At 41.5% G+C, this 15,120-nt stretch carries 16 protein-coding genes; 2 read left to right on the top strand and 14 right to left on the bottom strand.

The window, feature by feature from the left end; translation table 11 throughout:
• Positions 1-106: 106 nt before the first annotated feature.
• Positions 107-727, top strand: coding sequence for a transcriptional repressor LexA (gene lexA / locus DW694_RS06015; protein WP_015525162.1), 621 nt, complete (start codon positions 107-109; stop codon positions 725-727).
• 179 nt (positions 728-906) lie between these two features.
• Here the strand turns inward: lexA and rsfS are convergent, their stop codons facing one another.
• The 11 genes from rsfS to DW694_RS05960 form a co-directional block, all read right to left on the bottom strand.
• Positions 907-1,272: a ribosome silencing factor gene (gene rsfS, locus DW694_RS06010; RefSeq protein WP_015525163.1), complete on the bottom strand. Its 366-nt coding sequence runs from the start codon at positions 1,270-1,272 to the stop codon at positions 907-909.
• A 6-nt stretch (positions 1,273-1,278) separates the two neighbouring features.
• Positions 1,279-1,893, bottom strand: a complete 615-nt coding sequence (gene yqeK, locus DW694_RS06005) for a bis(5'-nucleosyl)-tetraphosphatase (symmetrical) YqeK (protein WP_015525164.1) — start codon at positions 1,891-1,893, stop codon at positions 1,279-1,281.
• Complete coding sequence (gene nadD / locus DW694_RS06000) at positions 1,880-2,521, bottom strand: nicotinate-nucleotide adenylyltransferase (protein WP_021652068.1); 642 nt, start codon at positions 2,519-2,521, stop codon at positions 1,880-1,882. Before nadD ends, yqeK begins: the two co-directional genes overlap by 14 nt.
• 16 nt (positions 2,522-2,537) lie before the next feature.
• Complete coding sequence (yhbY, locus tag DW694_RS05995) at positions 2,538-2,828, bottom strand: ribosome assembly RNA-binding protein YhbY (RefSeq protein WP_021978046.1); 291 nt, start codon at positions 2,826-2,828, stop codon at positions 2,538-2,540.
• Between the two features lie 11 nt (positions 2,829-2,839).
• Entirely contained in the window at positions 2,840-4,132 is a 1,293-nt protein-coding gene (obgE, locus tag DW694_RS05990) for a GTPase ObgE (protein WP_021652070.1), read from the bottom strand.
• Between the two features lie 64 nt (positions 4,133-4,196).
• Entirely contained in the window at positions 4,197-4,484 is a 288-nt protein-coding gene (gene rpmA, locus DW694_RS05985) for a 50S ribosomal protein L27 (RefSeq protein ID WP_015525168.1), read from the bottom strand.
• A 5-nt stretch (positions 4,485-4,489) separates the two neighbouring features.
• Positions 4,490-4,810: a ribosomal-processing cysteine protease Prp gene (locus DW694_RS05980; protein WP_015525169.1), complete on the bottom strand. Its 321-nt coding sequence runs from the start codon at positions 4,808-4,810 to the stop codon at positions 4,490-4,492.
• A gap of 12 nt (positions 4,811-4,822) precedes the next feature.
• Positions 4,823-5,128 (bottom strand): 50S ribosomal protein L21, encoded by a 306-nt coding sequence (gene rplU / locus DW694_RS05975; protein WP_015525170.1) that lies wholly within the window; start codon positions 5,126-5,128, stop codon positions 4,823-4,825.
• Between the two features lie 141 nt (positions 5,129-5,269).
• Entirely contained in the window at positions 5,270-6,484 is a 1,215-nt protein-coding gene (locus tag DW694_RS05970) for a ribonuclease E/G (RefSeq protein WP_330583964.1), read from the bottom strand.
• Positions 6,477-7,193 carry a TIGR03936 family radical SAM-associated protein gene (locus tag DW694_RS05965; RefSeq protein ID WP_334292737.1) on the bottom strand — a complete coding sequence of 239 codons (717 nt, stop codon included), beginning with the start codon at positions 7,191-7,193 and terminating at the stop codon, positions 6,477-6,479. Before DW694_RS05965 ends, DW694_RS05970 begins: the two co-directional genes overlap by 8 nt.
• The gene (locus DW694_RS05960) at positions 7,168-9,039 is read right to left on the bottom strand and encodes a TIGR03960 family B12-binding radical SAM protein (protein WP_044961848.1); all 1,872 of its coding nucleotides are present in this window, start codon (positions 9,037-9,039) and stop codon (positions 7,168-7,170) included. Before DW694_RS05960 ends, DW694_RS05965 begins: the two co-directional genes overlap by 26 nt.
• A gap of 603 nt (positions 9,040-9,642) precedes the next feature.
• Between DW694_RS05960 and DW694_RS05955 the strand changes: the two genes are divergently transcribed.
• A complete protein-coding gene (locus DW694_RS05955) occupies positions 9,643-10,479 on the top strand; it encodes a tyrosine-type recombinase/integrase (protein WP_158526512.1) in 837 nt (278 codons plus the stop codon).
• Here DW694_RS05955 and DW694_RS05950 read toward each other — a convergent pair.
• The 3 genes from DW694_RS05950 to DW694_RS05940 form a co-directional block, all read right to left on the bottom strand.
• Positions 10,476-11,819, bottom strand: coding sequence for a site-specific integrase (locus DW694_RS05950; RefSeq protein ID WP_021652076.1), 1,344 nt, complete (start codon positions 11,817-11,819; stop codon positions 10,476-10,478). The two genes, DW694_RS05955 and DW694_RS05950, sit on opposite strands and share 4 nt — an antisense overlap.
• A 17-nt stretch (positions 11,820-11,836) precedes the next feature.
• Positions 11,837-13,009, bottom strand: a complete 1,173-nt coding sequence (locus DW694_RS05945; RefSeq protein ID WP_110104103.1) for a site-specific integrase — start codon at positions 13,007-13,009, stop codon at positions 11,837-11,839.
• 446 nt (positions 13,010-13,455) lie between these two features.
• Positions 13,456-14,781: a hypothetical protein gene (locus tag DW694_RS05940; RefSeq protein ID WP_129974506.1), complete on the bottom strand. Its 1,326-nt coding sequence runs from the start codon at positions 14,779-14,781 to the stop codon at positions 13,456-13,458.
• Between the last annotated feature and the right edge of the window lie 339 nt (positions 14,782-15,120).

The following is a 15,120-nucleotide window of genomic DNA, read 5'->3' as shown; positions in this document are numbered from 1 at the left end:
TTTGCCATTTTTTCAAAAGTATGTTATACTATTCAAAATATAATTTCGTGATGCTGTCATATTATGGTCGACAGCAGATAAAATCAACCCAGGGAGGTAAGTACACATGACATATGGCAGAATCAGTAAAAAGCAGCAGGAAATACTGGATTATATGAAAAATGAGATCCTTAACAGAGGTTTTCCGCCCTCCGTCCGTGAAATCTGTGAAGCAGTAAACCTGAAATCCACATCTTCCGTTCACTCCCATCTGGAAGCTCTGGAAAAAAACGGATATATCCGCAGAGATGCCACCAAGCCCCGTGCGATCGAGATCATTGATGATAATTTCAATCTGGTCCGCCGCGAGGTTGTCAATGTTCCTCTTGTAGGCACTGTTGCTGCCGGACAGCCGATCCTGGCAGTGGAAAATATCGATGCTTACTTTCCGATCCCGGCTGAATATATGCCCAATGAACAAAGTTTCATGCTGACTGTCAAAGGCGACAGTATGATCAATGCAGGTATTTTTGATGGAGATCAGGTTCTTGTAAAGCAGCAGGCAACAGCAGAAAACGGCGACATGGTAGTTGCTCTGATCGATGATTCTGCAACAGTTAAGACTTTCTACAAAGAAAATGGTTATTATCGACTTCAGCCGGAGAACGACAATATGGAACCGATCATCATCACCGGTAATCTGCAGATCCTCGGCAAAGTATTTGGTGTATTTCGTTTCTTTTCATGAAAATATAAACAACAGATCCCACCCAATGTAATGTGATTTAAAAAGAGAGATATCTTTAAGGTAGCTGTACAGCCCCACAAAGATATCTCTCTTTTCTTTTTCAACAGAAAACTTCTGCTTTTTGATTTCTTCTTATTTAGTTCACATAATATTTTTACAGTAAACTAATATAACAAATTTTACTCATTCTCACCAAGAAATTCTTCCGCATCAAGAATCTTGCCGTCTCTCCAAATCCTCTCAAGATCGTAGAAAAGTCTGTTTTCCTCATCAAAGATATGGATGATCATATCACCGTAATCCATGAGGACCCAGCTGGAGTTTCTGGTTCCCTCGATCTGTTTTGCTTCATATCCGGCACGGCCAAGCATTTCATCTGCATTGTCAACCATTGCCTGTACCTGATTCTGGTTGGAAGCACTTGCAATCACAAAATAATCTGCGATCACGGAAACCTCATGGATATCAATAATCTTGATATCCTTTGCTTTTTTATCATCCAGTGCCTTGCAGGCGATCCGGACCATCTCTTTTTCGATACTCATAGAATTTTAATCCTCCTGTCTGTTGGCTGCATCCTGCATTTTTCTGTCATGGAGTTCTTTATAATAAACATAAGCATCCCTAGTCGTACTGTCGATTTCCTTGGGATTTTCCTCCAGATATTCCAGTGTATCCTTTAAAATCTCATACATACACTCATCCAGATCTTCAAAAGCAATCTTTCGCACCTTCGCAAGATTCGGAGCTTTGTCACGCATTGGTTCAATATAGTCTGAAATATATACGATCTTCTCAAGAAGGCTCATTCCCGGTCTTCCTGTTGTATGATAAGTGATCGCTGTCAGGATCTCTTCGTCTTTAATATCATATTTACTGCTGGCCACATAAGCCCCCAGTTTGGCATGAAGAAGAAACGGATGATCCTTTTCAAAATCTGATACCGGAATATCATGCTGGCTGCACAGCTTCAGTTTCTTTTTATTAGGAATACACTTTGCACTGTCATGAAGAAGTCCTGCAGCCTGTGCATCCTCCAGATCATAATCATAAACCATGGCAAGCGCAGCACAAGTGTACATAACCCCCATTGTATGCTCAAATCTGGCCTCATCCAGATATTTGGAAAGTTTCTTTTTTATCTTGATAAAATCATATTTTCCCATCTGAATCATTTCCTTTATAGATATCGTTTTTCTCAATATAGGAAATCACAGGCTTGGGAACATAATAGCGGAGACTCTGCCCGCTTTCATGCCAGGAACGGAGCAGCTCACTGGAAACATCAATATTCATGGTATCCAGTCGAATAAAATTCCCGTTATACTTCTGTGACAGAAGTTGCATCTGCTGATCAAGTTCCTTCAATGGAGTATGATCTCTGGTTGCCACTACCAGTACTGCTTCCTGACAAATGCGTTCCGGTTCCATCCAGGTATCAAAATTAAAAAGCGAATCTGCACCGATGATAAAATAATACTCTGTGTCCGGATTCGCTTTATTCAGCTGTTCCAGAGTCCGGTAAGTATACGTATAGCCTTCCTCATGCATCTCGATCAGAGACAGCTCAAAGTGAGGATTATCCTCTATGGCAAGACGGACCATTTCCGCACGCTGTTCATCAGTCGCTCTGCCCTTACGGTTCCGTTTATGAGGTGGATTTCCGCAGGGCATGAACAAAACTTTATCAAGCTCAAGCTGTTCATAGGCTTTTTCTCCCAGGATCAAATGCCCCATATGAATGGGATCAAAAGTACCACCCATGATTCCTATTTTTTTTGTTGCTTTGCTCATTTATAACCTCCCGAGATTACGGAAGAATGATTTTTTTCTTGTCCTTTTTACCTTCTCTGTAGAGAACGATCTTTTTACCGATCACCTGTACTACCTGAGATCTTGTTCTCTCTGCAAGAACCTGTGCCATTTCACGTGGATCCTCCAGACAGTTCTGAAGAACGCTGATCTTGATCAGCTCTCTTGCTGCAAGAGCTTCCTCAACAGCAGCGGTATTTTCAGGAGTAAGACCACCCTTGCCAAGCTGAAGGATCGGATCCATTGTCATGGCAAGGCCTTTTAAATATGCTCTCTGCTTACTTGTCATTGTCATACCTCTTATTTATAATAATCAAAATCAAAGCCATACATACGAACCGTATCGCCTTCCTGGATACCGGCTTTTTCCAGTTCCTCCAGGATACCGCCCTCTTTCAGGAATTTCTGGAAGAAGGCAAATCCCTTCTCAGAATCCAGATTTGTATAGCCAAGCATTTTTTCAATCTTAGGACCTTCCACAAGGAATACTTCCGGATCTTCCTCGCTGCGCTCCACAGTAAACGGAAGATTTTCATTTACAAGAACATCTTCCGGGAAGAATTCCTGTTCAAACACTACCGGTTTCATCGGGCTCTTATCCAGAAGCTCTTTCACATGGAAAAGGAGTTCTCTGACACCCTGCCCGGTAACGGCTGAGATTGGATAAACCGAAATACCCTGTGGCTCAAATTCTGCTTTCAGTTGATCAATAGGGCTTTCTTCGCCATCATCAAAAATACAGTCAATCTTGTTGGCTGCGATCACCTGCGGTCTTGCTGCAATTTCCGGATTGTAGGCCTCCAGTTCTTTATTGATCTTGTGGATATCCTCCACTGGATCACGACCTTCTACGGAAGCGGCATCTACAATGTGGATGATAACTCGTGTACGCTCAATATGACGGAGGAATTCATGTCCAAGTCCCACACCTTCTGATGCACCCTCGATCAGTCCCGGGATATCAGCGATAACAAAGCCGCCGTTATCTGTATCTACAACGCCAAGATTAGGGCTCAATGTTGTAAAATGATAGTTGGCGATCTTCGGCTGTGCATTTGTCACACGGGAAAGGAAAGTAGATTTACCAACATTCGGAAATCCTACCAGACCAACATCTGCGATCACTTTAAGCTCAAGGAGAACCTCAAGTTCCTGAGCCGGCTGTCCAGGCTGGGCATATTTCGGTACCTGCATGGTAGCTGTTGCATAGTGCTGATTGCCTTTTCCACCACGACCGCCTTTTAATACGACCTGTCTGCGATTCTCACCGGACATATCCGCGATGACCTTGCCGGATTCCGCATCCATGATCACCGTACCTTCCGGAACCTTCAGGACCACATCCTTACCGTCTGCACCATGGCAGCGTTTTTTACCGCCTTCCTGGCCATCCTCAGCTTTATATTTTCTTCTGTGTCTGTAGTCTCCGAGAGTATTCTGGCCCTCGTCGATCTCAAAAATCACATCACCGCCACGGCCACCATCGCCGCCATCCGGCCCGCCATTAGGTACATACAGCTCACGTCGGAAGCTTACATGTCCGTCGCCGCCTTTACCGGAGCGGATAATGATCCTTGCTCTATCTGCAAACATATTACACCTCTATTCCAAAAAAAGGCTCCAAACCGGATCGATTTGAAGCCTTTTACCTATTTCATTACTCTGCGTCTACAGGAACGATAGAAACCTGTTTCTTATCGCGACCTTTTCTTGTGAATCTTACGACTCCGTCTGTAAGTGCAAATAAAGTATAGTCTTTACCGCAGCCTACGTTTTCACCTGGGTGAATCTTGGTTCCGCGCTGTCTGTAAAGAATGTTTCCGGCTTTTACAAACTGTCCGTCTGCTCTTTTCGCACCTAATCTCTTAGACTCGGAATCACGACCGTTCTTTGTAGAACCAACTCCCTTTTTATGTGCGAATAACTGAAGGTTCATCTTCATCATTGTTGTTACACCTCCTTGACTTTTACTGTCAAATATCGATTGTTATAACTACCAGCAATTTCCGTCAGACCGAGAAGTAAGGAATCCATAAGGAGCATCCCCCGTTCAGAAAGATCATTTCTGAAATGAATGGAAACAAATCCATCCTTTTCCTGCACATCAAATTTATCATCTGTGAATTTTTCAAGAGAATTCACCGTGGTAATGATCAGTGCAGATACCGCAGCACAAACAATATCCTGTCCAGCTTCTGCATAACCGGCATGTCCCTTCGAAATAAATTCTTCGTAAGATCCGTTTTTCTTTCTGACTTTAATTGTAATCATGATGACACCAGATTAACCGTTAATCTTTTCGATCTTAACTTTGGTGTACTGCTGTCTGTGTCCGTTTTTCTTGTGATATCCAGTTTTGCGTTTGTATTTGTAAACGATGACCTTGCGATTCTTACCGTTTTCAACTACAGAAGCGGTAACACTGGCATCTTTTACATCCTCGCCAACCTTTAATCCGTCATTGCTGACTGCGATCACGTTGTCAAATGTTACGGTTTCACCAGCTTCTACACCGAGCTTTTCAACTTTAATTACGTCACCCTCGGCAACCTTGTACTGTTTACCACCTGTTGCAATAATTGCGTACATCTGTGGCACCTCCTAATTATTTACTCGCCAAATTCGGTGGCTTCTGTTCTGAAACTGAAGCTCTTTAACCTCTTTGTGCGGCATACTCGATTATCATAACAGTGACATACTGTTATGTCAATAGTTTTTTTGATATTTTTATTATTTTTTTGTAAGCTCCCGAATGTCCTCGATCACCGGACGTCTTACTTTCTTTCTGGTCATTTCCAGGATATGCAATGGTGTGATATCAATGGCCCTGCTCTTTATCGGATCCTTTCTGAGAAGCTTCTGTAAAACATGAAAGAGTTCATCTCTGTGATCCGGATTTTCCATGTTGATAAAATCGATCAGGATAATACCTGAAAGATTACGCAGCCGTAACTGCCGACCGATCTCCGCAGCCGCTTCCAGATTGATCTTGCGGAAGGTTTCTTCCATTTTCTTCTTTCCGGTATATTTTCCACTGTTTACATCAATGGATACAAAGGCCTCCGTCTGCTGGATCACCAGAAATCCGCCGCTGTTCAGCCATACTTTTTCTTTCTGGATCGCATCCAGTGCGGTTTCCACGCGATACAGCTTATAAAGCGGAAGAAGTTTGTCCTGATAAAAACGAAGCTTTTCTTTAAGCTCCGGGCTGATCTCTTCCAGATATCCCAGGATCATTTCTCTGATTTTCGGCACATCGGTAATGATCTCATCCAAGTCACGACCATAAGCATCCCTTACAGCAGCCACATAAAATGGTTCTGTCTCCAGTACAAGACTGAAACAGGTACGGTTCCGTCCCTGAACTACGGCTTTATGGTAGCGGCCCTTCAGCCACTCCAGTTCCTTCAGAATCTCTTCTTTGGAAGCGTCTGCGGCATTGGTCCGGACAATGATACCGAATTCCTTATCCGGACGCTCTGCTTCCTCTTTCAGCCATCCGCTGAGGCGATGGCGATCTTCCAGTGCCAGCTTGGAAGACAGACCAAACTTTTTATCTCCTGTAGTGAGAACAAGATATCTTCCCGTAAAATTCAGATTGGATGTCAGTGCCGGAAGTTTTCCCTTCATGGCATCCCTGCTCACCTGTACCAGGAGCTCATCTCCAGGCCGCAATGGTCCGTTTCCTTTTCTTCCTGCGGAAAAAACAGCTCTCTGTGCCTCTGCAAGAGAATAGTAGCATCTCTTTCCAGGCTCGATCTGCACAAAAGCCGCCTGGATATTGGATGCGATATTTTCGACCTGTCCGGTATATATATTTCCAAGAATAGATTTTTCCTGATCGGATTCCAGTCGGATCTCAACGATCCGTTCCTCCTCCGAAAGGGCCGCTACTGTACAGGGCACACTATGGATCTCCATTCTTGTTATGATCAGTTTACTCAATTTCCTCACCTAATGATTCCAGAGTCACAAAACGTGGGCTTGCATTTTCTCCTTTATCGGCATACATTTCCAGACGTTTCACTGTGAAGGCAAATTCCGGAAGTTCTTCTCCAATCCAGTGGAAAAATGTGTTTGTTACCATCTCCGGCTTCGTATAATTAGAGCTTGCAGATGCCAGCATATAAAAGAACCCATTCTCTCTTACTTCCATTTTATAGATATTCGGACGAAGATCGATCTCCTTTTCGCTGCGCTTGGTCTGCTTGGTCACTTTGATCTCCGGCTGTGCCAGAAATTCTTTCACACGGCTTTTCCAGTCAATAGAAGGCTCTTTGCCCGGACGGAACTCCACAAGATAATCTGCTGCTGCCACCAGTGCCATCGCTTTACCCGCTTTTCCATCCTCTACCTTGCGGACGCTAACGATATGCATCCCCTCTGCCATCTGTTCCTCCAGACGGGCTGCGATCTCTGCAGTAGGCATATCTTCTGCCATTTCCAGGTCAAAATAATCTCCGAGACTCTCCATCCCCACTCCAAGTGGAACCGCAAAAGACATGATCATATGCGGGCTGTATCCACCGGAAAACGCTACCGGGAGCTCTGCACGACGAAGCGCTTTCTGGAAATAACGCATGGTATCCAGATGTCCCACAAACTTCATAGGACCCTCTTTGCTGAATTTAATTCTTACCTTCAAGGCAGACACCTCCTTTAAATTTCATAGCTCCACATGCGGAACATTTCTGACGGCAGTTTTCCGTCACAACACCCTCTTTTGCACGCTGCCATTCACGCTCCAGGAATCTGCGGCTGACACCGGTATCAATGAAATCCCATGGAAGGATCTCATCCAGGCTTCTTTCACGAAGTGTGTAGAATGTCATATCCACTCCGCATTCAGCCATAGCTTCCTTCCAGATATCATAATCAAAATTTTCTGTCCAGGCATCGTAAAGGGCACCTTTTTCATAAGCCTTCAGGATCACATCCGCGCATCGTCTGTCCCCGCGTGCGAGAAATCCTTCCAGAGCTGTTACATCCGGTTCATGCCAGTTATAACGGATACTTCTCTGATTCAGCTGGGCGCGGACTTCATTTTTAACCACCTTGGCTTTTTCCACAAAATCCTGCTCTGTATACATTGGTGCCCACTGAAATGGGGTAAACGGCTTCGGCACAAAGAAAGATGTGCTGACGTTGATCTGTACCTTACCTTTACGCTGTTCTTTCGGAACTACCTCATAATAGGTCTCTGCGATCTTCTGTGCCAGATGAGCAATTCCCTTCATATCGTCTTCTGTTTCTGTGGGAAGACCGAGCATAAAGTAAAGCTTCACCTGATTCCAGCCACCCTTGAATGCTTCGCCCGCACCATGAAGGATCACTTCCTCTGTCAGACCTTTGTTGATAACGTCACGAAGTCGCTGAGAACCGGCCTCCGGAGCAAAAGTCAGGCTGCTTTTCTTTACATCCTGCACTTTACTCATAACATCCAGCGCAAAAGCATCAATTCGAAGAGATGGCAGGGAAATGTTGATTGCTTTTCCGTGGAATTCCTCGATCAGGAAATTCACCAGTTCTTTCAGCTGGGAATAGTCACTGGAACTTAAAGAACTGAGGGAAATCTCCTCATGACCTGTATTTTTCAGCATAATACGCGCCGATTCTTTCAGAGTTTCCACATCACGTTCACGGGTCGGACGATAGATCATACCTGCCTGGCAGAAACGACAGCCTCGAATGCATCCTCTCTGGATCTCAAGAGTTACACGATCCTGTGTTGCCTTAATGTGAGGAACGACCGGTGCCTCCACAGCACGATATTCCTTTTCCATATCAATGATCAGCTGTTTCTGGACCTTCTCAGGAACACCATCCGCCGTCGGTGCAAAGGATGCGATCGTGCCGTCTTCTTTATAGGTAACTTCATAAAGAGATGGAACATAAATTCCAGGGATCTTAGCTGCTGCCAGAAGAAAATCCTTCCTGCTGCCACCAGCCTTTTTATTTGCCTTGTACGCATCAAAAAGTGCATCATAAACCGTTTCACCTTCTCCGATATAAAACATATCAAAAAAAGGTGCCAGCGGCTCCGGATTATACGCACAGGCACCGCCACCGATCACAATAGGAAAATCCTCACCACGGTCTGCACTTTTCAGCGGGATACCACTGAGATCCAGTACCTGGAGGATGTTGGTATAACACATCTCGTACCCGATCGTAATTCCAAGAAAATCAAAATCCCGGATAGGCTCCTGGGATTCCAGTGCAAACAACGGGATCTTCTCCTCCCTCATCACCTTATCCAGATCCGGCCATGGGGAAAAGAGCCGCTCACACCATACGTCCTCGCGCTGGTTGAACATGTTATAGAGGATCATCATGCCCAGGTTTGACATTCCGATCTCGTAGACATCCGGGAAGCACATTGCGAAACGGATATCTACTGCATTTTTATCTTTCATTACGGAGTTGACTTCACCGCCGATATAACGGGCAGCTTTGTCAACCTTCATTAAAATTTCATCACTAAGTGCTAATTTTCTCATTCTTTTCCTTTCAACAATTGTTACTTTCTGCCAAAACAGAGATTTTCCTGATGGTGGCATACCGTATCCTTTTTTCTGAATAAACTTGAAAAATAGTATGCATTTTCCAGGCCGTTTTGACTCAAAAAATGGCACATGGTCACTTATGTTTTTATTTTAGCATATGCCGTTAATTATCTTATTATAATACAGGTCATTTCATAAATTCAAGGGAAATCGTTTGCTTTTTCCAAAGTGCTAAAATTTGTCTTTTTTCATTTCGGAATATTCTAAGTAAAAAATTTTTTCATTTTGTCAAAAATTGATAAAAATGGAGGGATAATAGAATGCAAATCATACATATCAGTAATGTAAGAGTTAAAAGCAGAAATTAAATCCGCTTATAACTGACCAAAAAACGGCCTGTAATGGCTGATGACAGAAAAGAAAAAAGACATGAAAGAAACAACCGAAAAGAAAGAAGGCATCACTTTGGAAGATTACCTGGAATACTGGTACTACAACAATTACCTTCCCACTTCAACCAGCAGCAGTACAGATGCTTACTACCGCTAGATGATTTTTAGTGTTATTGAGCCGAATCTTCCAGCTATGGGGCTGCCCGTGGAAAAGACATATGCGATATTCCTGAATGCACTTTTGGAACGTGTGAGCATAAAAAGCGAAAATACGGCAGCTTCTTTACACCGTTTTCTCCGTATTCTCATAACAAATGGGCTTGGAAACAAAATTGGAAATCTGTGGCTTTTCCTGGATTTGAAAAATTATTCTGCAATTGAGAAAGAATTGATCCTTTATACGCCGGAACAGCTTTCCTGTTTCCTGTCAGCTGCAAAAAATGATACGGCTTCCCATTATCTTGAATTTGCCCTGGCACTTTACTGCGGACTGAAAGCCGGGGAAATCCTGAACCTTAAGTATGACAGTTTTGATCTGAGAGCAGGTACTGTTACCGTAACTGGGATGCATATCAGAAATTATAGTACCAATGAGCATTATGAATCAAAAGCAGGACAAGAAAAATACAGTAACAGAAAGCTCCGTGGTGAAAGTAACTACCGCACCCTACCTGTGCCAGATTTCCTTTTTGATGAAATTAAATGCAGAAAATCTCAGAATGAGCGCATCCATAAAAAATATCCAGGCCTGGCTGAAAAAGATGTTCTTTGTCTTGGACCATACGGAAAGACAAAGACACTTCCAGCATTAAACACCAGATTGAAAAAGATTACGCAGGCTGCAGGCCTGCCTGGTATCACAATGGGAGATCTTCGCTATATGTATCTTGCCAGTCTTATAAAAGAAGAAAAGCATATTAAAAGGATCATGGAGCTCTTTGGTTATACAAACCCCAGCCGGATGCTGACCCTGTGTCAGCAGATTGCGGAACCGCAGGGAGAACTTTCCACTATGAAATTTATATTACCAGTGATGTTTTAAATGGAATAAAAATTATTCAAAAAATATTCCCTGTAGACGGAATCTCCTGGGAGCAGGTAGACATCTGTTTCTTTCCAGCTACGGGGAACAGGTAGAAGACGGTTCGTAGAAACATATTCCCCGATTGCGTGAGAAATGTCATAAACGTCCGGCTCTTTTACAAACACGTAAACTTTCTTGGTGAAATCCGGGCTGTAATGTCCCAGACACTGAGAAATTGTTTTGATATGGACCTGATAATCAGACAGAATTGTCGCATAGGTATTACGGAATTTTCTCCATTCAAGTCTTGGAAATTCACATTGTTGCAGAATCCGATTATAAGCATCTGTATAAAATCTGCGATTATAGCAGCGTCCATCTTTCTGGCAGCAGATATATCCCAGATTCTGAAAGCCTGGATCTTCTGCTTTGCGTTTTTCATACCGCTGCCGTTCCAGCAGAATCTCGTCAAGGACAAAGTCTGCCAGTTCTACCTGCCGGTGGCTCCTCGCTGTTTTCAGCTGGATTTCCTGCGACAATGCTGGCCGCTCTATATGAGAGTTTTCCGGATACAGACTTCTTCCGAGCTGACGTGTCACGGTAAGTTTTTTATTAAGAAAATCAATATCTTCATATTTCAGTCCGATCGCCTCCGATACTCTGAGACCGGCAGTAACGGCAAGAAGCATAGGAAGATAGATCTGTGGTTCCTGTTTCCGGCAGAGATGTAAAAGATGCGCATCCTGTTCTACTGTATATACGTTTGCTTCTGTTTTCGTTTCTTTTTGAAAAAGACCGGATTTCTTTAATTCATAATTGAGACCGCTGTATATGTTTACTGGAAAATAACTCCGTTCCTGTGCATAGCGCAGAGACCCTGATATCATTCCGATGGCGGTACGCTGTACATTTCTTGAAGGAATCTTCCGTAATGCCCGGATCAGGTCTTTTCTCTGCAGACAATCAAGTTTTTGGTGTCCGATCACGGGAAGGATATGATTATTCAAGATGCTGCGATAAGAAGTATAGGTATTATAGGAAATTCGTTTTTCTCCGATCATATGATGATAAAACCAGTATTCGTAGAATTCCCTGACTGTATAAGAAAAAGGGATGAAAGTTCCCCTGGCAATGTGCATCAGTGCAAGATCCCTTTCCATACGGGCCGTCTGCTTGTCAGATGAGGTTCTCTGTACCGTCCTAACATCACCGGATTCAAAAACCAGTTGAAGACGGAAACAGTATTTTTTCCTGGATGCCAGGTAAACCACATCTCCCAGTGATCGTCCAGAAATAATATTTCCATAGAAAAAGGGTTCTTTTACGGCTGGAAACAATGGATATTTTTTCTTTTGCATAAATAGATTTCTCCTTCTCACCGCTCTGTTCCGGATTCAAAAACAGGATCCAAGGTGTTTCCGATGACTATGCCTATTTCGGGTTCCTCACATGGGAATATACTACAAAATGCCAAAGTCGTATTTAGTTTTGTATGACCGAGAATGGCAGAAATTGTCTCCAGGGAGAATCCCTGTTCCATAAGAAAACGGGCAAACATATAGCGGAGGTCACCCATACAGACTACAGGGAGGCCGGCTTCTATTGCGATCTGTTTTAAAGAAACCCCAAGTGTGTTGTCGGATTTTGTCTTTGCAGCCGGGCCAAGACAGATGCTGGATTTATATTTGGTTTCGGATGGATATTTTTCCAGGATAGAAAGGTTCTTTTTTCTGCGTATGGCAAGTTCCTGGAAAATAAAAGAAGGGATTTTTAAGGTACGGTTTTGTCTGGTTCCGGAAAGCTTTTTGAACTGATAGCCATCTTCTGTATTACGCTGTATGGTATATATACGCTGTATTTTTACTGTACATTCTTTTTTATGGAAATCTGAATATCTAAGCCCAAGAATTTCTCCTTTTTTCAAGCCACAGAAAAGTGCCAGCTGAATCTCCAGATAACTGCTGGAATGTGAAGCTACGTCCAGAAATCTGCGAAGCTGTTCGTTGGAATAAAACGTTACATTTCTCACAGGCTCCGGATAATGTCTGATCTCCTGAAAGTTAATATCCGGAATATAGGAATTATAGTAAGCGAAACGCAGAGCCGTATGAAGAAGCCGGTAAGCGTAATATCCTCCATTGGTACAGACTTTTTGACAGTCTCCCAGAACTTTATTAATATAACCGGTACTGATGCAGTCAAGGAGGATATCTTTGTGAAGATGCGGCAGTATGATCAGTTCTATCACCCATCGATTACGCAACTGGGCACTGGAACTGTTAAAAATCGGTGTATAGACATCTCTGAGCCAGTAATTCAGGTATTCCGAAAAAGTAAACGGCATGTTCCGGGATTTTTTTAACCTGGATATTTGATCCTGGTAAGCATCCATGGACTGCTGGTAACTCTCTAGGGCGTCTTCCTTTGATGAAAAACCGGCACTGCTGCCATATTCAATAGTGCAGATGAGGGAATTCACAGTTTTAGTGAGATGTCTCCAGGTGCCATTTTTTTCCTGAAATACGGGAGTTCTTGTGTGTTCTTGCATTTCTTGTTTTTTCCTTTGTGTGTTATTTCCTTATCGTAAAGATATTTTACATTTTACCATAAACAGATCATGTATCTTTTGCAATCCATATCTAACTCCTCAGTAGTCATTTCTTTCGTATGATTCTGTAATACGTTGCCAGTAGTTCTACCTCGATAAGAATAGATGAATGAATATTCCGGTCAGCAAGTCCATACTATCCAACTATTAGGAAAATGATTGGCAATTATGTAGAATACAAGAAATCTCACAAATGCAAAGCCGACTTACTCCCCACAAAGCGGCTCTGGGCTTGGAATTCACTCAATTCTTATCAATTGTAAACAAGCCAAGCAAACGATATACAAACAAGTGCTTTTGTGTTAATGTTCTCTAAATACAATAAAAGAGTAGAGAACTTATTGATATGCCCCATACCCTTATTCTATTATTTTTGCGTATAATTTTTAAACAACTTTAGAAATTATCATTACATTTGAAAATTTTATTTCATATCCTGCATCAGCAATTCCCATAAGTAACGCTGCCAGAAACGCCGGCGTAAATCCTATGCTTTCAATAAAATTCTGAACATTAAAAATCCTATAGTAGGATTTCCCATTTGGGGCTGTACATATCTCAACTTCATTCAGCAATTCTATTTTTTTTATAACAATCTCAAAATAACTTTTTGATTCAAATATTGGTCTGATTTCTGATTCCAAGAAACTTTTCATTTTTGTAATATCATCCAGGCATATCAAAGAATAATGCTCCATATATTTTTTGAAAAGAAACGGCGTATCAATAACAGAAAGCATATCTTGATACATTTTTCTAAAATATTGCAAAACAAAACTTTTATTTAAATATGGTTGGTTTGTTAAAAATTGTGGGGAATGCTTTTTTTTCATATCATTATATATTTTTTCTATCGCTATGCAATGTTCTTTGAAACTTTTCTCCGCACTTATCCCCTTAGTTCTTTCTATCAGAAAGTAATTTTCATTTCCAATAAACTGAATATGATTCAGTTCATTAAATTTGTTCTTTATTTGATTATAGTTACTAACGATTTGTTCCTTTCCAAAATCATCTCTAAGGCTTATATAAAATTGCTCGATTAAATCTTCCATATCTTTTGGGATAAATCCTTTAATTTTACGTGTTCCATTCCATTCAATACAATATTTTTCAAATATAATACTATACCCCATCCATTGACACAAATCATACATAAACTGGTTTGTACGGTCATCTGATTCATTATAATAATGGTACTCCATGTCATAGGAATAATGGTCACACCAAACTTGCAGATATTCTTTTGCAGATACACGTTTATCATTATACGAAACAAATTGATTCTCAGAAAACTTATCCCATTTATCAATACGCTTTTGGTTGAGATTTTTTGCAAATGCAACTTGCACTGCATGATACTCTGTCAGTTTCGCTGCTCGTAAATCTGCATATTTTACTATTCGATCCCAAATATGCGTGAATTCATGAAATAAAATAACTTTTAAATACTCCATAGGACATTTGGCCTTTAAATATTTTTCATTAATCCTTATTTCAAGTTCACTACTGAAAATTGGAGATACTGCCGCATCACATCCACGCATATTCATAAAAGTTATTTTTTTAATTTCCGGCAATTCGTAAAAGCTAATATATATCTTAAAATTTTCATATTCTTCATAGACCATCTTTCGCAATTCAGTTTCTCTCTTTTTTCGACGCTCTTTAATTTCGCCCTCTGATATCATTATAAAACTTCCTGTAATCATACTTTTTCCTGCCTTTTATTTTATTATCAAAAAATATATTTTCTTTAAGTCCTGCATCATCAACCACTAATGTTTTTATCATAGGTTACACTGTTGATTTCTAATCGTTGTACTTAATTAAGTAATTGTTATTCTTTCTTATCGTAAAAAGTTGCCAACAAACGCAAATCAAATCTGGCTGTAACTCCGGTACTATTATTAAACATATACTTTCTGCTGAAGAACTAACTATCAGATTTCCTGATAGTTACAAGGAACTCTCTTTATAATTGTTATAAAGGCTACTTGGAATAGATATCTTCTTTATTCTACTCTATAATATCATGTATTGCTTTATTC

Source organism: Ruminococcus sp. AM26-12LB (genome assembly GCF_003480785.1).
GTDB lineage: Bacteria > Bacillota > Clostridia > Lachnospirales > Lachnospiraceae > Blautia_A > Blautia_A fusiformis.
The sequence above is the reverse complement of the archived record's forward strand: the minus strand, read 5'-3'. Positions and strand labels throughout refer to the sequence as shown.

Excerpts from the sequence above, each read along its gene's own strand:
- lexA (WP_015525162.1), top strand. The coding sequence starts at position 107 with ATGACATATGGCAGAATCAGTAAAAAGCAGCAGGAAATACTGGATTAT.
- rsfS (WP_015525163.1), bottom strand. The coding sequence starts at position 1,272 with ATGAGTATCGAAAAAGAGATGGTCCGGATCGCCTGCAAGGCACTGGAT.
- yqeK (WP_015525164.1), bottom strand. The coding sequence starts at position 1,893 with ATGGGAAAATATGATTTTATCAAGATAAAAAAGAAACTTTCCAAATAT.
- nadD (WP_021652068.1), bottom strand. The coding sequence starts at position 2,521 with ATGAGCAAAGCAACAAAAAAAATAGGAATCATGGGTGGTACTTTTGAT.
- yhbY (WP_021978046.1), bottom strand. The coding sequence starts at position 2,828 with ATGACAAGTAAGCAGAGAGCATATTTAAAAGGCCTTGCCATGACAATG.
- obgE (WP_021652070.1), bottom strand. The coding sequence starts at position 4,132 with ATGTTTGCAGATAGAGCAAGGATCATTATCCGCTCCGGTAAAGGCGGC.
- rpmA (WP_015525168.1), bottom strand. The coding sequence starts at position 4,484 with ATGATGAAGATGAACCTTCAGTTATTCGCACATAAAAAGGGAGTTGGT.
- DW694_RS05980 (WP_015525169.1), bottom strand. The coding sequence starts at position 4,810 with ATGATTACAATTAAAGTCAGAAAGAAAAACGGATCTTACGAAGAATTT.
- rplU (WP_015525170.1), bottom strand. The coding sequence starts at position 5,128 with ATGTACGCAATTATTGCAACAGGTGGTAAACAGTACAAGGTTGCCGAG.
- DW694_RS05960 (WP_044961848.1), bottom strand. The coding sequence starts at position 9,039 with ATGAGAAAATTAGCACTTAGTGATGAAATTTTAATGAAGGTTGACAAA.
- DW694_RS05950 (WP_021652076.1), bottom strand. The coding sequence starts at position 11,819 with ATGCAAAAGAAAAAATATCCATTGTTTCCAGCCGTAAAAGAACCCTTT.
- DW694_RS05945 (WP_110104103.1), bottom strand. The coding sequence starts at position 13,009 with ATGCAAGAACACACAAGAACTCCCGTATTTCAGGAAAAAAATGGCACC.
- DW694_RS05940 (WP_129974506.1), bottom strand. The coding sequence starts at position 14,781 with ATGATTACAGGAAGTTTTATAATGATATCAGAGGGCGAAATTAAAGAG.